The 24,223-nt window shown below is 71.0% G+C and carries 19 protein-coding genes; 9 read left to right on the forward strand and 10 right to left on the reverse strand.

Translation table 11 applies throughout. The annotated features are described in order from the left end of the window. Positions 1-356 precede the first annotated feature (356 nt). From AMK11_RS31255 to thyX, 3 genes are all read right to left on the reverse strand, one after another. Positions 357-2,042: a ribonuclease J gene (locus AMK11_RS31255; protein ID WP_030977408.1), complete on the reverse strand. Its 1,686-nt coding sequence runs from the start codon at positions 2,040-2,042 to the stop codon at positions 357-359. Between the two features lie 158 nt (positions 2,043-2,200). After that, on the reverse strand, positions 2,201-3,100 hold the full coding sequence (gene dapA, locus AMK11_RS31260) for a 4-hydroxy-tetrahydrodipicolinate synthase (RefSeq protein ID WP_073731491.1): 900 nt from the start codon (positions 3,098-3,100) through the stop codon (positions 2,201-2,203). Between the two features lie 226 nt (positions 3,101-3,326). After that, positions 3,327-4,067: an FAD-dependent thymidylate synthase gene (thyX, locus tag AMK11_RS31265; RefSeq protein WP_073731492.1), complete on the reverse strand. Its 741-nt coding sequence runs from the start codon at positions 4,065-4,067 to the stop codon at positions 3,327-3,329. Positions 4,068-4,256: 189 nt separating this feature from the next. On the opposite strand from thyX, the gene AMK11_RS31270 reads away from it, so the two are divergent. Beyond that, positions 4,257-4,496: a hypothetical protein gene (locus tag AMK11_RS31270; protein WP_073731493.1), complete on the forward strand. Its 240-nt coding sequence runs from the start codon at positions 4,257-4,259 to the stop codon at positions 4,494-4,496. A gap of 119 nt (positions 4,497-4,615) precedes the next feature. Further along, entirely contained in the window at positions 4,616-5,167 is a 552-nt protein-coding gene (locus AMK11_RS31275) for a hypothetical protein (RefSeq protein ID WP_073731494.1), read from the forward strand. A 65-nt stretch (positions 5,168-5,232) separates the two neighbouring features. Here AMK11_RS31275 and AMK11_RS31280 read toward each other — a convergent pair whose 3' ends face one another. The 5 genes from AMK11_RS31280 to rpsO form a co-directional block, all read right to left on the reverse strand. Then, positions 5,233-5,688, reverse strand: coding sequence for a hypothetical protein (locus AMK11_RS31280; RefSeq protein ID WP_073731495.1), 456 nt, complete (start codon positions 5,686-5,688; stop codon positions 5,233-5,235). A gap of 49 nt (positions 5,689-5,737) precedes the next feature. Next, positions 5,738-6,490: a 4-hydroxy-tetrahydrodipicolinate reductase gene (dapB, locus tag AMK11_RS31285; protein ID WP_073731496.1), complete on the reverse strand. Its 753-nt coding sequence runs from the start codon at positions 6,488-6,490 to the stop codon at positions 5,738-5,740. Positions 6,491-6,532: 42 nt separating this feature from the next. Beyond that, complete coding sequence (locus tag AMK11_RS31290) at positions 6,533-7,912, reverse strand: M16 family metallopeptidase (RefSeq protein ID WP_073731497.1); 1,380 nt, start codon at positions 7,910-7,912, stop codon at positions 6,533-6,535. After that, positions 7,909-10,128 carry a polyribonucleotide nucleotidyltransferase gene (locus tag AMK11_RS31295; RefSeq protein WP_073731498.1) on the reverse strand — a complete coding sequence of 740 codons (2,220 nt, stop codon included), beginning with the start codon at positions 10,126-10,128 and terminating at the stop codon, positions 7,909-7,911. The genes AMK11_RS31290 and AMK11_RS31295 overlap by 4 nt, the downstream gene beginning before the upstream one ends. Positions 10,129-10,460: 332 nt before the next feature. Continuing rightward, positions 10,461-10,748 carry a 30S ribosomal protein S15 gene (rpsO, locus tag AMK11_RS31300; protein WP_019330982.1) on the reverse strand — a complete coding sequence of 96 codons (288 nt, stop codon included), beginning with the start codon at positions 10,746-10,748 and terminating at the stop codon, positions 10,461-10,463. A 300-nt stretch (positions 10,749-11,048) separates the two neighbouring features. On the opposite strand from rpsO, the gene AMK11_RS31305 reads away from it, so the two are divergent. After that, a complete protein-coding gene (locus AMK11_RS31305) occupies positions 11,049-11,345 on the forward strand; it encodes a DUF397 domain-containing protein (protein ID WP_073731499.1) in 297 nt (98 codons plus the stop codon). 28 nt (positions 11,346-11,373) lie between these two features. Here the strand turns inward: AMK11_RS31305 and AMK11_RS31310 are convergent, their stop codons facing one another. Beyond that, the gene (locus tag AMK11_RS31310) at positions 11,374-12,837 is read right to left on the reverse strand and encodes an outer membrane protein assembly factor BamB family protein (protein ID WP_241847116.1); all 1,464 of its coding nucleotides are present in this window, start codon (positions 12,835-12,837) and stop codon (positions 11,374-11,376) included. A gap of 516 nt (positions 12,838-13,353) precedes the next feature. On the opposite strand from AMK11_RS31310, the gene AMK11_RS31315 reads away from it, so the two are divergent. The 6 genes from AMK11_RS31315 (at position 13,354) to AMK11_RS31340 (ending at position 22,699) form a co-directional block, all read left to right on the forward strand. After that, on the forward strand, positions 13,354-16,410 hold the full coding sequence (locus AMK11_RS31315) for an SCO5717 family growth-regulating ATPase (RefSeq protein WP_079187819.1): 3,057 nt from the start codon (positions 13,354-13,356) through the stop codon (positions 16,408-16,410). 384 nt (positions 16,411-16,794) lie between these two features. Further along, positions 16,795-18,663 (forward strand): ABC transporter substrate-binding protein, encoded by a 1,869-nt coding sequence (locus AMK11_RS31320; RefSeq protein ID WP_073731502.1) that lies wholly within the window; start codon positions 16,795-16,797, stop codon positions 18,661-18,663. Position 18,664: 1 nt separating this feature from the next. Continuing rightward, positions 18,665-19,714 carry an ABC transporter permease gene (locus AMK11_RS31325; protein WP_073731503.1) on the forward strand — a complete coding sequence of 350 codons (1,050 nt, stop codon included), beginning with the start codon at positions 18,665-18,667 and terminating at the stop codon, positions 19,712-19,714. Further along, positions 19,711-20,655, forward strand: a complete 945-nt coding sequence (locus AMK11_RS31330) for an ABC transporter permease (protein ID WP_073731504.1) — start codon at positions 19,711-19,713, stop codon at positions 20,653-20,655. The genes AMK11_RS31325 and AMK11_RS31330 overlap by 4 nt, the downstream gene beginning before the upstream one ends. Continuing rightward, complete coding sequence (locus AMK11_RS31335; RefSeq protein ID WP_073731505.1) at positions 20,652-21,653, forward strand: ABC transporter ATP-binding protein; 1,002 nt, start codon at positions 20,652-20,654, stop codon at positions 21,651-21,653. The genes AMK11_RS31330 and AMK11_RS31335 overlap by 4 nt, the downstream gene beginning before the upstream one ends. Further along, complete coding sequence (locus AMK11_RS31340) at positions 21,650-22,699, forward strand: ABC transporter ATP-binding protein (protein ID WP_073731506.1); 1,050 nt, start codon at positions 21,650-21,652, stop codon at positions 22,697-22,699. Before AMK11_RS31335 ends, AMK11_RS31340 begins: the two co-directional genes overlap by 4 nt. A gap of 450 nt (positions 22,700-23,149) precedes the next feature. On the opposite strand, the gene AMK11_RS31345 is transcribed toward AMK11_RS31340, so the two are convergent. Beyond that, positions 23,150-24,106 (reverse strand): bifunctional riboflavin kinase/FAD synthetase, encoded by a 957-nt coding sequence (locus tag AMK11_RS31345; protein WP_073731507.1) that lies wholly within the window; start codon positions 24,104-24,106, stop codon positions 23,150-23,152. Between the last annotated feature and the right edge of the window lie 117 nt (positions 24,107-24,223).

A 24,223-nucleotide genomic window follows, 5' to 3' on the forward strand; every position in this document is an offset into this window, starting at 1 on the left:
TATCTGGCGTTGACTTTTGGCACGCTGTTGAGTTCTCAAGGAACGGTCGCTTCTTTTGTACTCACCCTTTCGGGCTTTCCTCCGGGCGCTTCCCTTCGGTCTTTCGTTTCCGACTCTATCAGATCTTTCCGATCCGATTTCCTCGGTGCTTTCCAGGTTCCCGCTTTCGCGTTTCCCTTTCCGGCGGTTCCGACTTTATCAGAGATTCTGAGTCGGGATTTCCACCCCCGGGGTCCCCTCCACGAAGTGGTCGGGTGCCCGTCTGAGCGGAGATGTAAACGTACTGGAGCGGGGCGCCTCGATGCAAATCGAGGCGCCCCGCTCCAGGTTGGCGCTGGCGGCGAGCCGACGGGCCGTCAGACCTCCACCACGACTGGCAGGATCATCGGACGGCGTCGGTACGTGTCCGAGACCCACTTGCCGATGGTCCTGCGCACCAGCTGCTGAAGCTGGTGGGGTTCGACGACCCCGTCCTGTGCCGAGCGTTCCAGTGCCTCGACGACCTTGGGGAGCACCGCGGCGAAGGCCGAGTCCTCGATGCCGGAGCCGCGGGCCTGTACGTGCGGGCCCCCGGTGATCTTGCCGGTGGACGAATCCATGACCACGAAGACCGAGATGATGCCCTCGTCGCCGAGGATCTTGCGGTCCTTGAGGGCCGGCTCGCCCACGTCGCCGACCGACAGGCCGTCGACGTACACGTATCCCGCCTGGACCTTGCCGGAGATCTTGGCCTTGCCCTCGACGAGGTCGACTACGACGCCGTCCTCGGCGATGACGATGCGGTCGTGCGGGACGCCTGTCAGGGCGCCCAGTTCGGCGTTGGCGCGCAGGTGGCGCCATTCGCCGTGGACCGGCATCAGGTTCTTGGGGCGGCAGATGTTGTAGAAGTACAGCAGCTCGCCGGCCGAGGCGTGGCCCGAGACGTGGACCTTGGCGTTGCCCTTGTGGACGACGTTGGCGCCCCAGCGGGTCAGGCCGTTGATCACGCGGTAGACCGCGTTCTCGTTGCCCGGGATGAGGGAGGACGCCAGGATCACCGTGTCGCCCTGGACGATGCGGATCTGGTGGTCCCGGTTGGCCATGCGGGAGAGCGCGGCCATCGGTTCGCCCTGGGAGCCGGTGCAGACCAGGACGACTTCACTGTCCGGGAGGTCGTCCAGCGTCTTGACGTCCACGACCAGGCCCGGCGGGACTCTCAGGTAACCGAGGTCCCGTGCGATGCCCATGTTGCGGACCATGGAGCGGCCGACGAAGGCGACCCGGCGGCCGTACTCGTGGGCCGCGTCCAGGATCTGCTGGATGCGGTGGACGTGGCTGGCGAAGCTCGCCACGATGATCCGCTTGCGGGCGCCGGCGAAGACCGTGCGCAGCACGTTCGAGATGTCGCGCTCGGGCGGGACGAAGCCCGGGACCTCGGCGTTCGTCGAGTCCGAGAGGAGGAGGTCGATGCCCTCCTCGCTCAGGCGCGCGAAGGCGTGCAGGTCCGTGAGACGGCCGTCCAGCGGGAGCTGGTCCATCTTGAAGTCGCCGGTGTGGACCACCATGCCCGCCGGGGTGCGGATGGCGACGGCCAGCGCGTCCGGGATGGAGTGGTTGACCGCGACGAACTCGCAGTCGAAGGGGCCGACGCGTTCGCGGTGTCCCTCCGCCACCTCGAGCGTGTACGGGCGGATGCGGTGTTCCTGGAGCTTGGCCTCGATCAGGGCCAGGGTCAGCTTGGAGCCGATCAGCGGGATGTCCGGCTTCTCCCGCAGGAGGAAGGGGACGCCGCCGATGTGGTCCTCGTGGCCGTGGGTGAGGACGATGCCCTCGATGTCGTCGAGGCGGTCCCGGATGGACGAGAAGTCCGGCAGGATCAGGTCGATTCCGGGCTGCTCCTCCTCGGGGAAGAGCACTCCGCAGTCGACGATCAGCAGACGGCCGCCGTATTCGAAGACCGTCATGTTGCGGCCGATCTCGCCGAGGCCTCCGAGGGGCGTGACCCGGAGGCCGCCCTTCGGGAGCGCGGGGGGACGGCCCAGTTCAGGGTGCGGATGACTCAAAAGACTCTCCTCACCACGCACGCCACGTACCGGTGGGCACGTGGCGCGCGTGACGTTCGTGCAGAAGCAGTTGTCGGTGGGGTGCGGGCACCGGTGGCCCGCCTATTCAGTTGTGAGGTTTGCAGTCCGTCCGTCGTGCGGTGGTGCGAAGTCTGTTGTCAGAGCTGTACCCCGCCGGCGGCAAGATCGATCTTGAGCTGCTCGGTCTCCTCGGGCGTGAGGCCGACCATGGGGGCGCGCAGCGGTCCCGCCGGGAGTCCCTGGAGGGCGAGCGCGGCCTTGGTGGTCATGACGCCCTGGGTGCGGAACATGCCGGTGAAGACGGGGAGCAGCTTCTGGTGGATCTCCAGGGCCTTCTGCACGTCGCCCGCGACGAACGCGTCCACCATGGCGCGCAGCTCGGGGGTGACGACGTGGCCGACGACCGAGACGAAGCCGACCGCGCCCACGGAGAGCAGCGGCAGGTTCAGCATGTCGTCGCCGGAGTACCAGGCGAGGCCGGAGCGGGCGATGGCCCAGCTGGCGCGGCCGAGGTCGCCCTTGGCGTCCTTGTTGGCGACGATGCGCGGGTGCTCGGCGAGGCGGACCAGCGTCTCGGTGTTGATCGGGACGCCGCTGCGGCCGGGGATGTCGTAGAGCATGACCGGCAGCGCCGAGGCGTCGGCGATGGCCGTGAAGTGCTGGTACAGGCCCTCCTGCGGGGGCTTGTTGTAGTACGGCGTGACGAGCAGGAGGCCGTGGGCGCCTACGCGTTCGGCGGCGCGGGCCAGCTCGATGCTGTGCTGGGTGTTGTTGGTGCCGACTCCGGCGACCACGTGGGCCCGGTCGCCGACGGCCTCCAGGACGGCCCGTACGAGGTCCGCTTTCTCCGCGTCGCTGGTGGTGGGGGACTCGCCGGTGGTGCCGTTGATGATCAGGCCGTCGTTGCCTGCGTCCACCAGGTGGGCGGCGAGCCGCTGCGCGCCGTCGAGGTCGAGTGCGCCGTCCGCCGTGAAGGGCGTGACCATGGCGGTGAGGACCCGCCCGAAGGGGGTCTGCGGAGTGGAGGTCGGAGCCATGGGTTACACGCTACTCGTTGCTCAGGGCGGGGTCTGCCCTCGGGGGAGGCGGCAGACCTGGAGAGAGGTGGAGCCCGGCACTGCCTGCTCGGGGGTTCAAGCAGTGCCGGGTCCCTTTGATCAGGCTAGATGAACTTCTCCAAACGCCGCAATCCGGACACTTCGCATGGTTGATGCGTACATCTGTGCCCGGCCGGGCGGGCCCGGGGCGGCTCTCCTTCTTCGTTTACGGCGCCACGCGGCCGTTCGCGTTGAAGGCCGCGTAGGTGAGCGGCATCAGCCGGGCCCACTCCTCCTCCATCCGCTCGCCGACCATCTCGATCTCGCGCTGCGGGAAGGACGGGACCTTCGCCAGTTCGTGCTGGGTGCGCAGGCCGAGGAAGTGCATCAGCGAGCGGGCGTTGCAGGTGGCGTACATCGACGAGTAGAGGCCGACGGGGAGCACGGAGCGGGCCACCTCGCGGGCGACGCCGGCGGCGAGCATCTCCTGGTACGTCCGGTAGGCCTGGCGGTAGGAGTCCTCCATCGACCGGCTCACCAGCTCGTGCTGCTCGGGGGTGCCCTCGACGAAGACGTACTTGCCCGGGCGGCCCTGCTGGACCAGCTTGCGGTCCTGTCCCGGCACGTAGAAGACCGGCTGGAGCTCCCGGTAGCGGCCCGACTCCTCGTTGTAGGACCAGCCGACGCGGTGCCGCATGAACTCGCGGAAGACGAAGATCGGGGCGCTGATGAAGAAGGTCATCGAGTTGTGCTCGAACGGGCTGCCGTGCCGGTCCCGCATCAGGTAGTTGATCAGGCCCTTGGAGCGCTCCGGGTCCTTCTGCAGCTCGTCCAGGGACTGCTCCCCGACGGTCGAGACGCGGGCGGCGAACAGGACGTCGGAGTCGGTCGCGCTGTTCTTGACCAGCTCGACGGTGACGTCGCTGCGGAGGTCGATCTTGAGATCGTCGGCGGGGGTGTCGGTCACGGGTGGAGGGCCTTCCCATCTGGTCGCTTGGCGACGCCACTCTACGACCGCGGACCCCGCGCCCGCCGAATGGGGCGTTCGGTGCCGTGCCGCGATGAATTCGGTGAAACAGGGCACCCGCGAGGGCGTTCGTTCGTCTGTATGAGTAACAGCACTTCATTCCAGTCCCTGAAGGGAGACGCAGCCCCTATGATCCGCCGGCGTGAACCCGTGCCGTTCGCCTTCGTCGCCGAAGCCGACAGGTTCCGCAGCAATGTCACACCCCCGCCCCGGGAGCGGGCGTCCTTCGGCCAGCTGGCCGGGCGCTGGCTGCTCGGTCTCACCGTCGTCGCCGGGATCGCGGGATCTCTCGTGATCGGGATGCCCGCGCTGTCGGCCGACCAGCCGTCCGGGCACAAACAGCCGTCGCAGGCCTCCGAGAGGCGCTAGCAGCGGCGCGAGGCCGGTCGGCCCTGACTCCATCCGGGGACCCGAGGGTGGTGAGCTCAGACACAGGTCGGTAGCCTCACCGGGCACAGCACCTGCCATGGAACGAGTGAGGACCAGCCGTGCCCCTGCCCTTCCTGACGGCCGACCGCGCCTTCGACGCCACCGACGACGTCGCGCTGCCGCACGACGACCGTGACCTCTGGCGCCGGCCCTACCGGCCGGGGCCGTGGCGTGTCGGGGCGGCGGCGCTGATGCTGCTGCTCGCCTCGTTCGTCCTGTTCGCGGCGGTCATCATCGCGGCGACGGACTCGCTGTCCGCCGCCGGTGTGGTGTTCGGCGTCGCGCTGGTCGTCATCGTGTGTGCCCTGCGGCTGCTGCGCATGGGCGCGTGGGTCAGCGCGCACGGGGTGCGGCACGTGAGCTTCTTCAGCACGCGCACGGTGACCTGGCAGCAGGTCGCCAGCGTGCGGACGGTGCAGCAGCCGGTGCGCTGGCTCGGGCTGCCGCGCACCGTGCAGGGGCAGGCGCTGCTCCTGGTCCGCCAGGGCCGGTCCGGAGAGACCTTCCCTCCGCTGCTGACCACGCACAGCGCCGACTTCCTCGCCCGGGACGAGGCCTTCGACCGGGCGGCGGACGCCGTGGAGGCGTGGGCCGCCGAGTATCGGGGCTGAGGAGACAGAGCGAAGGGCGGGGCCCGAACCACGAAACGGTTCGGGCCCCGCCCTTCGCTCTGCGCTCAGGCGGTCTCGACGGGCTTGCCGTCGTGCAGGGCGATCGCCCGCTGCATCGCCTTGCGGGCGCGCGGGGTGTCGCGCGCGTCGTGGTAGGCGACGGCCAGCCGGAACCAGGTGCGCCAGTCGCCGGGGGCGTCCTCCGCCTCGGCCTTGCGCAGGGCGAAGACCGCGTCGGCCGAGTCGCGGTCGATGCGGCCGCTGGGGGTGCGCTTCAGTTCGTCGACGGGCAGTCCGCCCTCGGCGTCGAGTTCGGCGGCGAGGGCGTTGGCCCTCCGGACGAACTGGGTGTTCTTCCACAGGAACCACACGCCGATGACCGGCAGGATCAGTACCGCGATGCCGAAGACGACGGCGACGGGCGTGCCGGTGCCGATGAGCATGACACCGCGGCTGCCGACCAGGGCGAAGTAGAAGACCAGGACGGCGGCCGTGACGGCGTAGGAGATTTTCGCGCGCATGGGGTCAGGGGGCTCGGTTCGGCTCTCGGTTCCGGTCTCGGTTCGGGTCTCAGTTCAGGTCCAGGAAGTGTTCCAGGCCGAAGGTGAGGCCCGGTGTGGTGACCACCCGGCGGGCGCCCAGCAGGATGCCCGGCATGAAGCTGCTGTGGTGCAGGGAGTCGTGCCGGACGGTGAGGGTCTCCCCCTCGGCGCCGAGCAGGACCTCCTGGTGGGCCAGCAGGCCGCGCAGGCGGACCGCGTGGACCGGGACACCGTCGACGTTCGCGCCGCGGGCGCCGTCCAGGGCCGTGGCAGTGGCGTCGGGCGCCGGGGCGGCGCCTGCCTTCTGCCGGGCCTGGGCGATGAGCTGCGCGGTGCGGGTGGCGGTGCCGCTGGGGGCGTCCACCTTGTTCGGGTGGTGCAGCTCGACGACCTCGACGGACTCGAAGTACGGGGCCGCGATCTGCGCGAACTTCATGGTGAGTACGGCGCCGATGGAGAAGTTGGGCGCGATGAGCACGCCCGTCCCGGGGGAGGCGTCGAGCCAGGAGGTCAGCCGCGCGAGGCGCTCGTCGGTCCAGCCGGTGGTGCCGACGACGGCGTGGATGCCGTGGCGTACGCAGAAGTCGAGGTTGTCCATCACCGAGTCGGGGGTGGTCAGCTCGACGGCGACCTGGGCGCCGGCCTCGGCCAGCGTGTCCAGGCTGTCGCCCCGGCCGAGGGCGGCGACCAGCTCCATGTCCTCGGCGGCCTCGACCGCCCGTACCGCCTCGGAGCCGATCCGGCCCTTGGCACCGAGGACGGCCACGCGCAGCTTGCTCATGATTTCGTTCGCTTCCTTACCGGGAGGTCGGGGCCGGGTGGGTCAGGCGACCGCGTCGTGCAGCTGCGACGCCTGCTTGTCCTTCAGCGGGCCGATGACCGACAGGGACGGTCGCCGGCCCAGGACGTCGCGGGCGACGGCTCGGACGTCGTCCGGCGTGACCGAGGCTATCCGGGCCAGCATGTCGTCGACGGACATCTGCTCGCCCCAGCACAGTTCGCTCTTGCCGATACGGTTCATCAGCGCGCCGGTGTCCTCCAGGCCGAGGACCGTGGAGCCCCTCAGCTGACCGATCGCGCGGCCGATCTCGTCGTCGGTGAGGCCGTGCTCGGCGACGTGGTCGAGCTCGTCGCGGCAGATCCTGAGCACGTCGTGCACCTGGGAGGGTCTGCAGCCCGCGTACACGCCGAACAGGCCGCAGTCGGCGAAGCCCGAGGTGTACGAGTACACGCTGTAGGCCAGGCCGCGCTTCTCGCGGACCTCCTGGAACAGGCGCGAGGACATGCCGCCGCCGAGGGCCGTGTTGAGGACGCCCATGGCCCAGCGGCGCTCGTCGGTGCGGGCCAGGCCCGGCATGCCGAGGATGACGTGGGCCTGCTCGGTCTTGCGGCCGATCAGCTCCACGCGGCCCGCGGCACGGATGGTGCGCCGCCCGTCGCGCGGGGCGATGGGCGCCGCCACCGGCTCCCGGAAGGCACCGGCCTTCTCGAAGGCGGCGCGGACCTGGCGTACGACCTTGTTGTGGTCGACGTTGCCGGCCGCGGCGACCACCAGGTGGGTGGGGTCGTAGTGCTTCTTGTAGAAGCGGCGGATGCGGTCGGCGGTGAGGGCGTTGACCGTGTCGACGGTGCCGAGGACGGGGCGGCCCAGCGCGTTGTCGCCGAACATGGTGTGCGCGAACAGGTCGTGCACGCAGTCGCCGGCGTCGTCCTCGGTCATCGCGATCTCTTCGAGGATCGCGCCGCGCTCGACGTCCACATCCTCCTCGCGGATGAGCGAGCCGGTCAGCATGTCGCAGACCACGTCGATGGCGAGCGGCAGGTCGGTGTCGAGCACGCGTGCGTAGTAGCACGTGTACTCCTTGGCCGTGAACGCGTTCATCTCGCCGCCGACCGCGTCGATGGCGGAGGAGATGTCCAGGGCGCTGCGCCCCCGGGTGCCCTTGAAGAGCAGGTGCTCCAGGTAGTGGGTGGCGCCGTTCAGGGCCGGGGTCTCGTCGCGGGAGCCGACGTGCGCCCAGATGCCGAAGGTCGCGGAGCGGACCGAGGGCAGGGTCTCGGTGACGATGCGCAGGCCGCCCGGGAGGGTGGTCTTGCGTACCGTGCCGATGCCGTGCTCGCCCTTGATCAGGGTTTGGGTACGGGCGACGGCCCGCGCCTCCGAGGAGGTGCGGGCCGTCGCCTTGGAGCCACGGGACGTCACTGGTCGGCGTCGTCCTTCTTCTCTTCGTCGCCCTCTTCGCCCTCGATCACGGGGATCAGGGAGAGCTTGCCGCGGGAGTCGATCTCGGCGATCTCGACCTGGACCTTCTGGCCCACGCCGAGGACGTCCTCGACGTTCTCCACGCGCTTGCCGCCGGCGAGCTTGCGGATCTGCGAGATGTGCAGCAGACCGTCCTTGCCGGGCAGCAGGGAGACGAACGCGCCGAAGGTGGTCGTCTTGACGACCGTGCCCAGGTAGCGCTCGCCGACCTCGGGCATGGTCGGGTTGGCGATGCCGTTGATCGTGGCGCGGGCGGCCTCGGCGGCCGGGCCGTCGGCGGCACCGATGTAGATGGTGCCGTCGTCCTCGATCGTGATGTCGGCGCCCGTGTCCTCCTGGATCTGGTTGATCATCTTGCCCTTGGGGCCGATGACCTCACCGATCTTGTCGACGGGGATCTTCACGGTGATGATCCGCGGCGCGTTCGGGGACATCTCGTCCGGCGTGTCGATCGCTTCCATCATCACGTCGAGGATGTGGAGGCGGGCGTCACGGGCCTGCTTGAGGGCGGCGGCCAGGACGGAGGCGGGGATGCCGTCCAGCTTGGTGTCCAGCTGGAGGGCGGTAACGAACTCCTTGGTGCCGGCGACCTTGAAGTCCATGTCGCCGAAGGCGTCCTCCGCACCGAGGATGTCGGTGAGGGCGACGTAGTGCGTCTCGCCGTTGATCTCCTGGGAGATCAGGCCCATGGCGATACCGGCGACGGGGGCCTTCAGCGGCACACCGGCGTTCAGCAGCGACATGGTGGAGGCGCAGACCGAGCCCATGGACGTCGAGCCGTTGGAGCCGAGGGCCTCGGACACCTGGCGGATCGCGTAGGGGAACTCCTCGCGCGTCGGCAGCACCGGCACGATGGCGCGCTCGGCGAGGGCGCCGTGGCCGATCTCGCGGCGCTTCGGGGAGCCGACGCGGCCGGTCTCGCCGACGGAGTACGGCGGGAAGTTGTAGTTGTGCATGTAGCGCTTGCGGGTCACCGGGGAGAGGGTGTCCAGCTGCTGCTCCATGCGGAGCATGTTGAGGGTGGTGACGCCCAGGATCTGGGTCTCGCCACGCTCGAACAGCGCGGAACCGTGCACGCGCGGGATGGCCTCGACCTCGGCGGCCAGGGTGCGGATGTCGGTGACACCGCGGCCGTCGATGCGCTTCTTCTCCTTGATGACGCGCTCACGGACCAGGGACTTGGTCAGCGAGCGGTACGCGGCGGAGATCTCCTTCTCGCGGCCCTCGAACTCCGGCAGGAGCTTCTCGGCGGCGAGCGCCTTGACGCGGTCCAGCTCGGCCTCGCGGTCCTGCTTGCCGGCGATGGTGAGCGCCTGGGCCAGCTCGGGCTTGACGGCACCGGTGAGCGCCTCGAGGACGTCGTCCTGGTAGTCCAGGAAGATCGGGAACTCGCCGGTCGGCTTCGCGGCCTTCGAGGCGAGGTCGGCCTGCGCGCGGCACAGCACCTTGATGAAGGGCTTCGCGGCGTCCAGACCGGCGGCGACGACCTCCTCGGTGGGCGCCTCGGCGCCGCCCTCGACCAGCTTGATGGTCTTCTCGGTGGCCTCGGCCTCGACCATCATGATCGCGACGTCGCCGTCCTCCAGGGCGCGGCCCGCGACGACCATGTCGAAGACGGCGTCCTCGAGTTCGGTGTGCGTCGGGAAGGCCACCCACTGGCCGCGGATCAGCGCGACGCGGACGCCGCCGATCGGGCCGGAGAAGGGCAGGCCGGCCAGCTGCGTGGACGCGGAGGCGGCGTTGATCGCCACGACGTCGTACAGGTGGTCGGGGTTGAGGGCCATGATCGTGGCGACGACCTGGATCTCGTTGCGCAGGCCCTTCTTGAAGGACGGGCGCAGCGGGCGGTCGATCAGGCGGCAGGTGAGGACGGCGTCCTCGGACGGCCGGCCCTCACGGCGGAAGAAGCTGCCGGGGATCTTGCCGGCGGCGTACATCCGCTCCTCGACGTCCACCGTGAGGGGGAAGAAGTCGAGCTGGTCCTTGGGGTTCTTGGAGGCGCTGGTGGCCGACAGCACCATGGTGTCGTCGTCCAGGTACGCCACGGCGGAACCGGCGGCCTGACGGGCCAGGCGGCCCGTCTCGAAGCGGATGGTGCGGGTGCCGAAGGCGCCGTTGTCGATGACGGCCTCGGCGTAGTGGGTCTCGTTCTCCACTAGCGATTTCTCCATTACGTGTCGTCTACGTGTCGTCTTTTGTCCCTCCTCGCCCGTGTGGCGGGGGGACGGGGCGGAGAAGCGCTCATCCGGTGCGGGCCGGTCTTCGATCGAAGCACCCGGGGTGCTGTCCCCGGGGGCCACTACCGAGGACCGGCGGCGGCGAGGTGAGCTTCTCCTCGTGTGTGTGTTTCGTTCGGTGTCGTGCGTTCGTACGTCGTGTGTCGTGCGTCTCGTGTTCTGTTACCACACTACAAAGCCGCGGCGACACCGCGCACGTACAGCAAAGGGAGCGGCCCCCGAACGATGGGAACCGCTCCCTTCACGGCGTCTTACTTGGCGCCCGCCGCACCGCGGCGGATGCCGAGGCGCTCGACCAGCGCACGGAAGCGCTGGATGTCCTTCTTGGCGAGGTACTGCAGCAGCCGGCGGCGCTGGCCGACCAGGATCAGCAGACCACGACGGGAGTGGTGGTCGTGCTTGTGGGTCTTGAGGTGCTCGGTCAGGTCGGAGATGCGACGGGACAGCAGAGCGACCTGGACCTCGGGGGAGCCGGTGTCGCCCTCCTTGGTACCGAACTCGGTGATGATCTGCTTCTTCACTGCGGCGTCGAGCGACACGCGTACTCCTCTGGTCTGTGAGTGGCCACCGAGTGCCCCCGGTCTACGTCTCGGGGGATCTTCCGTGACTCGGAAGGCGGGGATCCGCTGGGCGCGGCCTCCAGGGCTCGGGGGCTCCGGGGGCGCGTACACAAACGGCCGTCACACAGCGTACCAGTCCGGGTGGACACCCCCGGCGCGAGGCCCGGGAGCGGGCCGTCGCCCCGGCGAGTACGGACATGGACAAACCGCTGACCAGGAGAATCGCGGCCACTAGGGTAGCCGCACAGCCGACCGCAGGACAGGAAGGACCCAGCCGCGATGGCCGATGCCGAGGACCTCGAACTCAAGGCGCGCAAGGAACGGGAGCGGGACGAGCTCTACTCCCTCGACATCTCCGGTGTCGAATGGCACAGCGCGCCCGGCACCGAGGAGCACGAGGAGCGGGTGGAGATCGCCTACCTCCCCGCCGGCGCCGTCGCCATGCGGTCGTCGCTCGACCCGGGCACCGTGCTGCGGTACACGGAGGCGGAGTGGCGGGCGTTCGTGCTGGGGGCGCGGGACGGGGAGTTCGATCTGGAGCCGGCGTCGCCGGAGGGGGACGCCGGACCGCGTTGACGTGCGGGCGGAGAGGTGCCGGGCAGGCTCAGGGCTTCTCCGCCGCGCTGCTCCCGATGCCCAGGACCAGGTAGAGCCACTGCTTCTTCTGTTCGCCCGAGGGACCGTTCGCGGACTTGCGGCCGAAGAAGATCCGGCCGTTCTGGACGACGATGTCGTTCTCGTTCATCAATGTCATCGTCTCGGCCTCGGCCGGGAGGCCGAAGTAGAAGTACGGGATCTGCTCGTCCGTCCCGGGGTCGAGCGCGACCAGCGCGTTCGGCGAGATGTGGTCCTCGCTCAGGCGCAGTGCGAGGAGGCGGCCGCCGCTCATCCGCACCGGCTGGAGCAGGGATCCCGGACCGGAGTCGAACTTCTTCGTCGTGTCCCCCGTCTTCAGGTCGAAGCCGATGATCCAGTTGGAGACCTGCTTCTCGAGCTGGTCCTTGCTGCGGATGAAGACCTGGTCGTCACCCACGGCGATGGTCGGGCAGTCGTCGATGACCAGGTAGTCCGTGTAGGAGCACTCGGCGACGTACGCGCCGTTGCGCAGGCTGATCGTGGCGCGGTCGCGGCCCTTGTCGTCGAGCGACAGCAGGTCGGTGATCTCGATGTCGCCGCCCGAGACGGCGAGAACCGCCGGTTCGGTGGAGGGCACCTTGAGGTCGCGGGTGCCCTCGGCGGCGGAGTAGGTCCACACGGTCCGTCCCGTGGCGGGATCGACCTTGCGCACCTTGTAGCCGGTGTACTGGTAGGAGGTGTCCGGCACGCTCTTGTCACCGGTCCGGCACATCTGGCGGACGATCAGCGCGCGTCCTCCCGCGGCGCCCATGTCCTGACACGGGCTGGTGGCCGTGGTGGACCAGCGACGCTCGCCCTTCTCCATGCCGTACGCGGTGGTGCCGCCGCCCCAGGTCACGGCGACCGTGTCGTGCGTCAGGGTCACGCTCGGCCGGTCCTGGCCGCCGTCCTGCGCCGACTGGAGGCCGGCCGGGGAGACGGGGAAGCGGGCCTCCCAGACCATGCGGCCGTCGTCGAGGTCGACGAAGGCGACCTGGTTGCAGTAGGCGTCCTCCGCCCAGTCGTTGGCCCGGAAGAGGACGGCGGTGCGGTTGTCGCCGGTCACATGGCGGGTGTAGCCGCAGATGGGACCGTCGAGACCGAGCTTCCACTCCTCCTCGCCGGGCTCGATGTCGGTGCCGACGCGCATGCCGACGAGGGTCTTGTTGATGCCCTTGGCGAGGATGCGGTCCGTGGCCCACATGCCCGGCATCTCCACGCGCTCACCGGGATTCATGTCGTCCACGGAGAACCGGAAGGCCATCTCGCCCACGGTGCTCGCGGGTTGCCTCTCGACCGTCTCCCGCACGTCGAGGGGTCCTTGCGCTTCCGTGGCCCCTTTCCCGTCCTGGGAGGCGTTCTTGCCGCCCCCGCCGCCCCACAGGAGCCAGCCGCCGGTTCCCAACGCCGCGACGAGAACGACCGCGAGCAGCGCGGTCAGTGCCTTGCGCACCTTCCGTCCGGGCTTCCGTTCGTGAGGCTCCGCGGCCGGCGGGGGCTGGGGCATGGAGGGGGGCGGGCCGAAGCTCACGCGTGGGTCCTCTTCCTGGTCATGGGATTTCCCGCGAAGGGATGACGACAAAGGGATTCGACGAGCGTCCCTACTATGCCGGTGTCTTGATCACTCGTGGGTACGGGAGAGACCTCTCCGACCTGGTTCTGTCCGAGTTCCGTCCGACTTGTTCACGGATGTCGTGTGGCGGATGCACGGATTCGGAAACGAGGTACGGCACTTCGGGGCAGGCTGTGACGCAATGGGCAGATGCTGAGGTGAGGACGGGGCTGCCGGGGTGGGGCGTGTGGTGATTAGGCTGGTGTCCGGCGCGACGCCAGAACCCGTGGACGGGGCGTCGGCGTCGTACGGGGAGGGCCGACGATCGGACGACCTCGTTTCACTTCGGACAACGTCGGACGACAAAAACGGTCGCCCCAGCACGGCTTGAGGGGCTCGACCACACCAGGAGGAACTGTGAGCAGCGATCGGGACGGGATCCGCGGGGGCTGGGCGACGCCCGGCGATGACCAACCCGACACGGAGTCCGCAGTCGAGACGACGGGCGAGTTCACCATCGACTACGCCCCGCCCGCCTGGTACACGCAGAACGCCTCCAGCGACTCGGGGCAGGGGCAGGGGCAAGGCACGGGGACGGCGGGGGGTTCTGGTGCCGGTTCCGGTTCAGCTTCCGCCGCCGCTCCGTCCGATCCGCCGGCTCCGCGCGGGCCGGTTCCGCCGCTGCCGGGGCTGACTCCCCCGCCACACGCTGCCGGGGCCGGCGGCCCCTCGTCCTTTCCGGCTCCCTCGCCGGGGGCACCCTTCACCCCGCCGCCGCCCGCTCCGGGCACCGCGTTCACCCCGCCTCCGCCGCCGGGTCCGGGGGCGCCCTTCACTCCGCCAGCGCCGTCGGGTCCGGGGGCGCCCTTCACTCCGCCCGCGCCGTCGGCCGACGGGCCGGCCGGAGTTCCCAAGCTGCCGGTCGGGAGCGGCTTCGAGCCGCAGCAGCCGCAGCCGCCCGAGCAGCCGCAGGGACGCGAGGAGTCCGAGCCCGAGCCCGAGGCGGAGCCGCAGGTGCGGTCCGAGCCGGAGGGCGTGGCCGCCCCGGCGCCCGCCGCGGACCCGGCCTCTCCGACGGCCGTACCGGCGTTTCCGGCCGGTGGGTTCCAGCTCCAGGCCCCCGCTCCCCCGCCGGCCGAGGAGCCGGGGCCCGAGGAGGAGCCCGGCAACGGTGACCTGGAGAGCGGCGCCACCATGCGCTTCTCCGCCGCCGCCCTGAAGCGGGAGATCACCGAGCGCGCCGCGGCCGAGGACGCCGGGCAGGACGAGGAGCGGCCGGAGTCGCAGGCCGACGAAGCCGAAGCCGCCGTCCAGGACGACGTACCGGCCCCTGCCGATGTGCCGGACGCTGCCGACGAGGCTCTGTCGGTGCCGGACGACGCCGACGCCGACCGGCGGGACGACGTAGACGACGTACTTGACGAGAGCGGTGCGCCCGACGCTGCCGGCACGTCAGACACGTCCGACACGGTTGATGACGGGGACGAGTCGCTGCCTCCGGCTCCGGCTCCGGCTCCGGCTCCGGCTCCGGACAATGAGCCCGAGGACGCGGTGCCCGGGCCTCAGGACACCCAGCTGCCCACGACGGACGTCGTGACGCCCGCTGCCGGGCCCGAGGACGCCGTCCCGGCCGACGCCCCGCCCGCGGCGCAGGCTGCGGTGCCGCCGCTGCCTCCGTCGTACCCTCCCGTCGCCCCGGCCCCGGCGAACCAGTGGCCCGCCGAGCCGCAGCCCGCCCCCGCCGCTCCGGCGCAGCAGCCTCCGTTCCAGCCGCAGGCGCCCCAGCCTGCGCCCGCCGCGTGGAACCCGCCGGCCACCGCGCCGGTGCCGCCGAACCAGGCATTCCCGAACCAGGCGCCCCCACAGCCCGCATCGCAGCAGGGCTACGGGTTCCCGCAAGCGCCCGCGTCGTACGGGCAGGAGCAGCAGCCGCAGCCCGGCGTGCCGCAGCAGGGGCAGCCCCAGGGTGGTGCCACGCAGCCCCCGTCGGCCGTGCCGCAGGCCGCTCAGCAGGGCTTCGCTCCGCAGGTCCCCCCGGCTCCGTCGGCAGCTCAGCCCATGGCCCAGCCGGATCAGGCCGCACCGATCCCGCCGGTCCCGACCGCCCAGCAGCCGCACCAGGCACCGCCCGCGCCGCAGCCCGGGCAGCCGGAACAGCCCCACCCCCAGCAGCCCGCGGACCCCCGCCTCGGCGCCGCCTGGCCACAGCCCATGCAGCACGACCAGCGGCAGCCCACCAACCCGGGTGCCGCGCCGCTCGGTTACACGGCGGCCGTGGAGCTGTCGTCGGACCGGCTGCTCAACAACAAGAAGCAGAAGGCGAAGAGCAGCCGCCCCGCGGCCGGCGGCTCGCGCTTCAAGCTCGGCGGGAAGAAGGAGGAGGCCGAGCGGCAGCGGAAGCTGGAGCTGATCCGCACCCCGGTGCTCTCCTGCTACCGCATCGCCGTCATCAGCCTCAAGGGCGGCGTCGGCAAGACGACGACCACCACCGCCCTCGGCTCCACGCTCGCCACCGAGCGGCAGGACAAGATCCTCGCGATCGACGCCAACCCGGACGCCGGTACGCTCGGCCGCCGCGTGCGCCGCGAGACCGGGGCGACCATCCGCGACCTCGTCCAGGCGATCCCGTACCTCAACTCGTACATGGACATCCGGCGGTTCACCTCGCAGTCCGCGTCGGGGCTGGAGATCATCGCCAACGACGTGGACCCGGCCGTGTCCACGACCTTCAACGACGAGGACTACCGGCGCGCGATCGACGTGCTCGGCAAGCAGTACCCGATCATCCTCACCGACTCGGGTACCGGTCTCCTCTACAGCGCCATGCGCGGCGTGCTCGACCTCGCCGACCAGCTCATCATCATCTCGACGCCGTCCGTGGACGGTGCGAGCAGTGCCAGTACGACGCTGGACTGGCTCTCCGCGCACGGGTACGCCGACCTCGTGTCCCGTTCCCTCACCGTCATCTCGGGTGTCCGCGAGACCGGCAAGATGATCAAGGTGGACGACATCGTCGGACACTTCCAGACGCGGTGCCGGGGCGTGGTCGTGGTCCCGTTCGACGAGCATCTGGCCGCCGGCGCCGAGGTGGATCTCGACATGATGCGGCCGAAGGTGCGGGAGGCGTACTTCAACCTGGCGGCGATGGTCGCCGAGGACTTCGTCCGCCACCAGCAGATGCACGGGCTGTGGACGTCCGACGGCAACCCGCCGCCGGTCGCCGCCCCGCCCATGCCGGGCCAGCACCACCCGGGACAGCCCCAGCACCAGGCGGCCCAGCCTCAGGTGCCGGGCCAGCAGGCCGTGCCCGGCCAGCAGCCCATGCCGGGCCAGTACGCCCAGCCCGGGCAGCCGTATCCGCCGCAGCCCGGGCAGCACCAGCCGGGACAGCCCTACCCCGGACAGCCCTACCCGCAGCAGCCCGGTTACGGGTATCCGCAGCCGGGGCAGGTGCCTCCCCCGCCGCAGCAGTAGTCCCACCGGCCCCGAACGCCCGCCTCGTCACCCGACGGCGCGGGCGTTCGCGCGTTCGCGGTGTTCACGGCGTTCGCAGGCAGCACCGGTGGGACTCGGCCGTCAGGCTCTCACCAGGGAGGCACCAGAGGTCTGGGCCAATGAGAGTGATCCTTCGGTCAACTCATCGTTTCCGCAGGCCACATGGGGTTTGACGGACCGTTGACGCGTGCAGACTGCCGCTGATAGACACACACTTCATTCCGCCGGCGTCACCCGATCAAGCACGATCCAGCCATTCGCAGTTCGCTCCAACCTGTTCACAACTGTTCACACCTGTTCAAGCCCGCCTCACGCGGGGGCGCACGGCGTCTCCCGCGTGCGATGACGTGAGGTCAGGGAGTCATGAGCACACACGATCAGCATGGCAGTGGACGTACCGGGCCCCGTCCCAGGAGGGCACGGCTGCTCGCCGCCGCGGGCGCCGCGGCGCTCCTCCTCGCGGCGGGGACCGTCGCCCCGGCGGCCTCGACGGCGCGGGCCGCGGACGGCGACCAGGGGCAGAAGAAGGTGCTCACCGTCGCCGTGGCGCAGAGTGTCGACTCGCTCAGTCCCTTCCTGGCGGTGCGGCTGCTCAGCACCAGCATCCACCGGCTGACCTACGAGTACCTGACGAACTACGACCCGGAGGACAACCACGTCATCCCGGGCCTGGCCACCGAGTGGAAGTCGTCGCCGGACAAGCTGACCTGGACGTACACGATCCGCTCCGACTCCAAGTGGTCGGACGGGGAGCAGGCCACCGCCGAGGACGCGGCGTGGACGTTCAACAAGATGATGACGGACGACGGTGCCGCCACCGCCAACGGCAGCTTCGTCGCCAACTTCGAGAAGGTCACCGCGCCCAGCCCGACCCAGCTGGTGATCCGGCTGAAGAAGCCGCAGGCCACGATGACCGCGCTGGACGTGCCGATCGTGCCCAAGCACGTGTGGGAGAAGGTCGGGGACTTCTCGAAGTTCAACAACGATGACGACTTTCCCGTCGTCGGGAACGGGCCCTTCGTCCTCACCGACTACAAGCCGGACAGCTATGTCCGGCTGGAGGCGAACAACGACTTCTGGCGGGGCGCGCCGAAGTTCGACGAGCTGGTGTTCCGGTACTACAAGGACCAGGACGCCGCCGTCGCCGCGCTGCGCAAGGGCGAGGTGTCCTTCGTCGCCGGCTCGCCGTCGCTGACGCCCGCCCAGGCCGCCTCCCTCAAGGAGGACGAGAACATCCACGTCAACGACGCCCCCGGCCGCCGCTTCTACGCCCTCGCCACCAACCCGGGCGCCCGTGCCAAGGACGGCACGAAGATCGGTGACGGCCACCCGTCGCTGCTGGACCAGCGGGTGCGGCACGCGCTGTTCCTGGCGGTGGACCGCGAGGCGATCGTCGACAAGGTGTTCCAGGGCCACGCGGTCGAGGGCGAGGGCTACATCCCGCCGCGCTTCTCGCAGTACTTCTTCGAGCCGTCGGCCGAGCAGGAGCTGGCCTACGACCCGGCGGAGGCGGCTCGGCTGCTCGACGAGGCGGGCTACCGGACGAACGCCGACGGCGAGCGGGTCGGCAAGGACGGCGAGCCGCTGAACTACCGTGTCCTGTGCCACGCCACCGACCCGAACGACAAGGCGGTCGGCAAGTACCTCCAGGAGTGGTGGGGCGAGCTGGGCATCTCGATGACCCTGGACTGCCGGGACAACGTGACCGACCCGTGGCTGGCCGGGGAGTACGACCTCGCCTTCGACGGCTGGTCCGTCAACCCCGACCCGGACTTCGTGCTCTCCATCCACACCTGCGCGGCGCTGCCGGCGACGCCGAAGGACACCGGGGCCACCGACAACTTCATCTGCGACGAGAAGTACGACGAGCTGTACGCGCGGCAGCTCGGCGAGTACGACGCCGGCAAGCGGGCGGAGATCGTCAAGCAGATGCAGTCCCGGCTGTACGACCTGGGGTACATGAACGTCATGGCCTACCCGAACGCGGTCGAGGCCTACCGCACGGACCACATCGAGTCGATCACCACCATGCCGTCCGCGGCGGGCAACATCTACGGGCAGGACGGCTACTGGAGCTGGTGGTCGGCCGTCCCCGCGGACTCCGGCGACTCCTCCGGCGGCTCGTCGTCGACCGGGGTCGTGATCGGGGCCGTCGCGGGCGGGGCCGTCCTGGCCGGGCTCGTGGTGTTCTTCGCCCTCCGCCGCCGGGCCTCGGCGGACGAACGTGAGTGAGGTGGTGGCGTCGCCGCCCGCCGGCACCGGGCCGGCCGGCGGTGACGCCACCGGCCGTCCGTCCCGTGCGCGCCGCGCGTACCCGAGGTACGTGGCGGGCAAGCTGGCCGGAGCCGTCGTCTCCCTGTTCGCCGTCCTGGTCACCAGCTTCTTCCTCTTCCGGATGATCCCCGGCGACCCGGTGAAGTTCATGACCGGCGGCCGTCCGGTCTCGGCCGAGCAGATCACCGCCTACCGCCGGGAGTTCGGGCTCGACCTGCCGCTGTGGCGGCAGTTCACGGAGTACTGCGGCAAGGCGCTGACCGGGGACCTGGGCACGTCGTACCAGTTCCGCGCGCCCGTCGTCGACAAGATCACCGAGGCGTTGCCGAACACGCTGCTCCTCACCGGTACGGCCTTCGGCCTGTACACCGCGCTGGGCGCGTTCCTCGGCACCCGCTCGGCGTGGCGGCACGGCCGGCTCGGCGACCGGCTGAACACGGGGCTGGCGCTGACGCTGTACTCGGTTCCGTCCTTCTGGCTGGGGCTGCTGCTGGTCATCGTCCTGTCGGTGGGGGTGGACCCCCTCCCGGGCCTGTTCCCGACCGGGGGCATGGAATCGGGGGGCGGCGAGGAGGGGTTCGCCTACGTCGTCGATGTCGCGCACCACCTCGTGCTCCCGGTGGTGACGCTGGTCGCGGTGGAGTACGGGCAGACGCTGCTGGTCACACGGTCGGCGCTGCTGGACGAGATGGGCGGCGACTATCTGACGACGGCGCGGGCCAAGGGCCTGCGGGACGATCTCGTACGGCGCCGGCACGCCGTGCCGAACGCGCTGCTGCCGACCGTGACGCTGGTCTTCGTCAATCTCGGCCGGACAGTGGCCGGTGTCATCCTCGTCGAGACGGTCTTCTCCTGGCCGGGGCTGGGCGGGCTGTTCTACCAGGCGCTCAGCGTGCCCGATCTGCCGCTCGTGCAGGGGCTGTTCTTCGTCTTCGCCGCGGCGGTGATCCTCATGAACACCCTGGCCGATCTGCTGTATCCGCTGTTCGATCCGAGGGTGGGCCGATGACCGCCGAGACGGCCGAGACGGCCGAGACGTCCGGGGCTCCCGAGGAGCCGCCCGGTTCGCGTGCGCTCGCGTGGCGGCGGCGCCGCGCTTCCCTCGCACGCTTCTGGCGGGAGTACCGCAGGCACCGCGCGGGCGTGTTCGGGCTGGCGGCGCTGTCGTTGTTCGTGCTCGTCGCGCTGACCGCGCCGCTGACCGTCGGTTCCGACGTGGAGAGCGTGACCAACGCGCCCGGGCAGCCGCTGGAGAGCCCGAGCGGTCGGTTCCCGCTGGGCACCGACCAGTTCGGGCGGAGCCTGCTGGGCCTGCTGGTCTGGGGCTCCCGCGTCTCCCTGCTGGTCGGTCTGCTGGCCGCCGCGCTGTCCGTGACGATCGGCGCGCTCATCGGGATCACGGCCGGGCACTTCCGCGGCTGGTACGCCACGGTGATGATGCGGATCACGGACTGGTTCCTGGTGATGCCGACGCTGGTGCTCGCCATCGTGCTGGCGACGGTCCTGTCCCGTTCGCTCGGCACGATCGTGCTGGCGATCGGGGTGACCACCTGGCCGACCACGGCGCGGCTGGTGCGGGCGCAGACACTGGCGGTGGAGTCCCGGCCGTACATCGAACGCGCGAAGGCGCTCGGGGGCGGGCACTGGCACATCATGTCCCGGCACGTGCTGCCCAACGTGATGCCGCTGGTCCTCGCCCAGACGACCCTGATCATCTCCTCCGCCATCCTGGCCGAGGCGACCCTGGCCTTCCTCGGGCTCGGTGATCCGACGGTCGTGTCCTGGGGCGGGCTGCTGCAGGACGCGCGGGAGGCGGGGTCGGTGAGTTCCGGCGACTGGTGGTACCTGGTGCCGCCGGGCGTCGGGATCGCGGCCGTGGCGCTGGCGTTCACCCTGTGCGGACGTGCGGTGGAGGCCGTGCTCAATCCCAGGCTGGGGGTGTCCCGTTGAGTCTGCTCGAGGTACGCGACCTGAAGGTGACGTATCCCGGAGGTGTGGCGGCCGTGCGCGGGGCCGGCCTGACCCTGGCGGCCGGCGAGAAGCTCGGCGTCGCGGGCGAGTCCGGCTGCGGCAAGTCCACCCTGGCGCTGGCGCTGCTGCGGCTGCTGCCGGCCGGGGCCCGGGTCGGCGGGGAGATCCTGCTGGACGGCGAGGACGTACTGACGATGAAGTGGGGCCGGGTCCGGGCGGTGCGCTGGGCGGGGGCCTCGATCGTCTTCCAGGGCGCCATGCACTCGCTGAACGCCGTGCACCGCGTCGGGGACCAGATCGCCGAGCCCGTCCTGCTGCACCGCAGGGCCACGCCGGCCGGCGCGCGGAAGCGGGCCGGGGAGCTGCTGGAGCAGGTCGGCCTGCCGGCGGCGCGGGCGCGTGCCTACCCGCACGAGCTGTCCGGCGGGCAGCGGCAGCGCGTGATGATCGCGATGGCCCTGGCCTGCGACCCTCGCCTGATCGTCGCCGACGAGCCCACCACGGCGCTCGACGTGATGATCCAGGCGCAGATCCTGCGGTTGATCGAAAACCTGGTGGGCGAGCAGGACGTCGGCCTGATCATGATCAGTCACGACCTCGCCGTGCTGGCCGACACCTGCGACCGGCTCGCGGTGATGTACGCGGGCCGGGTGGTGGAGGAGGGACCGGCCCGGCAGGTCTACGAGGACGCCCTGCACCCCTACGGGCGGGCGCTGTCGGAGGCCTTCCCGAGGATCGGGGACCCGGGCTCGCGGTTCGCGCCGCGCGGGCTGCCGGGTGACCCGCCCGACCCGGCGGCGGTTCCGCCGGGGTGCGCGTTCCATCCGCGGTGCCCGGTGGCGCTGGACGTCTGCGCCACGGACGACCCGTGGCTGCGGGAGGCGGGGACGGACCGGCGGGCGGCCTGCGTCCACGTGGGTTCCGACGCCGGCACACCGCCGGCGCGGGACGAGGGAGTGAGGAGCAGCACCCCATGACCGGCACCACGCCCGAACTGCTGAGCGTCCACGGGCTGCACGTCGCCTTCCCCGGCCGGGGCGGCGGACCGCCCGCCCGGGCCGTGGACGGGGTCGACCTCGACGTCCGGCGGGGCGAGATCGTCGCGCTGGTCGGCGAGTCCGGCTGCGGCAAGACGACACTCGCCCGGAGCCTGCTCGGCCTGGTCCGGCCGACCGCGGGCCGCGTCACCTTCGACGGCGCGCCGCTCGAACACTCCGCCCGCGCGCTGAAGGCGTACCGCAAGCGGGCCCAGCTGGTCCTCCAGGACCCGAGCGGCTCGCTGAACCCCCGGCACACGGTGTACGACATCGTCGCCGAGGGCCTGCGCATCCACCGTCACGCCGGGGACGAGCGGGCGGCGGTGGCCGGGGCGCTGGCCCGTGCCGGGCTGCGTCCGCCGGAGCGCTTCTTCCTGCGTTACCCGCACGAACTGTCCGGCGGTCAGCGCCAGCGGGTCGTCATCGCGGGCGCGCTGGTCCTGGAGCCGGAGTTCCTGGTCGCCGACGAGCCGGTGGCGTCCCTCGACGCGTCGGTGCGCGGGGAGATTCTGGCGCTGCTGCTGCGGCTGCGTGCCGAGTTGGGCCTGTCCGCGCTGGTGGTGACGCACGACCTGGGGCTCGCGTGGAACATCGCCGACCGGGTCGCGGTGATGTACCTCGGTCGCATCGTCGAGACGGGTGCGGTGGAGCAGGTGCTGACGGCGCCCCGGCATCCGTACACCCAGGCCCTGATGTCCGTCCTGCCGGAGGCGCCGGGCCGTCCCGTCGTACTGACCGGCGAACCGCCCGACCCGGCGCACATCCCCACCGGCTGCCGTTTCCACGTCCGCTGCCAGGTCCTGGCCGGGGGCGAGGCGGCACGCGCCGGTGTCGCCGACGCCTGCCGGAACCGGAACCTGGAGATCCTGCACGGGGGTGACGAGTCCCAGGTCGCCTGCCACTGGGCGCGAGCCCGGGCGGTCGAGGCGACGACGGTCGGGGGTCAGACCGGGGACGGGGACGGGGCGGCTGCGGAGCCGGGCTGATGGACGGCCGGGCTGGCGGGGGCCGAGCTGACAGGGGGCTTGGCCGACGGGGCCGGTGACGGGCGGGCGCGCGGCCGTGGCGGGCGGCCCGATGGCCGGTGGCGGGCGCACGGGAGTCCGGGGCGGATCGGCCCACGGCCGGTGACGGGCGTGCATGCGCGGCCGTCGCGGGCCGATTCAACGCCCGAGCGGGCGCACACTCCACCATGACGAGCAGGCCCGCGGCCAGTGACGGGCGTTGACGCCCGGCCGTGGTGGGCCAGCCACGGCCGGCTACGTGGCGGGTGGGCACCGGGTGGCTGCCGTGTCAGGGCGTCCGGCCGGCCGGTCAGGCGGTGCGGCCGTCGTGCGGCGTGGAGCGGCCGCCTGCACCGGGGCCGGGCAGGGGCGGGGGCTGCGCGGAAGCAGGCCGGTGGCCGCGTCCGGCGGACGGGGCCACGGGTGGGGTCGTCAGTGGCGGTCGGGATGTGCCGCGATGATCGCGCGGCACTTCTCGACGTCCTCGCCCATCTGGTCCAGCAGCGCGTCCAGCGTGTCGAACTTCGCCTGCCCCCGTACGAAGGCCAGGAAGTCGACGGCGACGTGCAGCCCGTACAGGTCGAGGCCCACACGGTCGATCGCGTACGCCTCCACCGTGCGCTCGGTGCCCTCGAACTGCGGGTTGGTGCCGACGGAGATCGCGGCCGGCATCACCTCGCCCTGGGCGTTCAGCCAGCCGGCGTAGACGCCGTCGGCCGGGATGGCGGTGTGCGGGAGGGTCTCGACGTTGGCCGTGGGGAAGCCCAGCTCACGGCCGCGCTGGGCGCCCCGGACGACGACGCCCTCGACGCGGTGCGGCCGGCCCAGGATCTCGGCGGCGCCCCCGACGTCGCCCTCGGCGACCAGGCGGCGGGTCAGGGTGGAGGAGAACGGCTCGCCGCCGCCCGCCTCACCGGTCACGTACAGGTCGACGACCTCGGCCTCGAAGTCGTAGACCTTGCCCTGCTCGGTGAGGAAGTCGACGTTCCCGGCGGCCTTGTGACCGAAGCGGAAGTTGGGGCCCTCGACGACCGCCTTGGCGCGCAGCCTGTCGACCAGGACCTTGACCACGAAGTCGGCGGCGGACAGCTTCGAGAACTCGGTGGTGAAGGGGAGGATCAGCACTGCGTCCACGCCCAGGTCCGCCATCAGTTCGGCGCGGCGGTGGTGCGGGGCGAGCAGCGGCGGGTGGCTGCCGGGGCGGACGACCTCGCTGGGGTGGGGGTCGAAGGTGACGACGACTGCGGGGACGCCCAGCTCGCGGGCGCGGTCCACGGCGTGCTTGATGATCAGCTGGTGCCCTCGGTGGACACCGTCGTAGGAGCCGATGGTGACGACGCTGCGTCCCCAGTCCTCGGGGATGTCCTCCAAGCCACGCCAGCGCTGCACTGTGTCTGCTCCTTGTCGCAAACTCGTCGGAGTCGATGCCTCTTACGCAGCTCTAAGAGTGCCATGCCGCCCGTCCCGTGCCCGCATCGGCATGGGCGCTGTGACCGGGTGCACGCT

Source organism: Streptomyces sp. CB02414 (assembly GCF_001905385.1).
Lineage (GTDB): Bacteria > Actinomycetota > Actinomycetes > Streptomycetales > Streptomycetaceae > Streptomyces.

Bases quoted from the DNA above. Each gene is read 5' to 3' on its own strand.
- AMK11_RS31280 (WP_073731495.1), bottom strand. From the start codon at position 5,688: ATGCGCGCGAAAATCTCCTACGCCGTCACGGCCGCCGTCCTGGTCTTC.
- AMK11_RS31305 (WP_073731499.1), top strand. From the start codon at position 11,049: ATGGCCGATGCCGAGGACCTCGAACTCAAGGCGCGCAAGGAACGGGAG.
- AMK11_RS31330 (WP_073731504.1), top strand. From the start codon at position 19,711: ATGACCGCCGAGACGGCCGAGACGGCCGAGACGTCCGGGGCTCCCGAG.
- dapB (WP_073731496.1), bottom strand. From the start codon at position 6,490: ATGAGCAAGCTGCGCGTGGCCGTCCTCGGTGCCAAGGGCCGGATCGGC.
- AMK11_RS31270 (WP_073731493.1), top strand. From the start codon at position 4,257: ATGATCCGCCGGCGTGAACCCGTGCCGTTCGCCTTCGTCGCCGAAGCC.
- dapA (WP_073731491.1), bottom strand. From the start codon at position 3,100: ATGGCTCCGACCTCCACTCCGCAGACCCCCTTCGGGCGGGTCCTCACC.
- AMK11_RS31320 (WP_073731502.1), top strand. From the start codon at position 16,795: ATGAGCACACACGATCAGCATGGCAGTGGACGTACCGGGCCCCGTCCC.
- AMK11_RS31340 (WP_073731506.1), top strand. From the start codon at position 21,650: ATGACCGGCACCACGCCCGAACTGCTGAGCGTCCACGGGCTGCACGTC.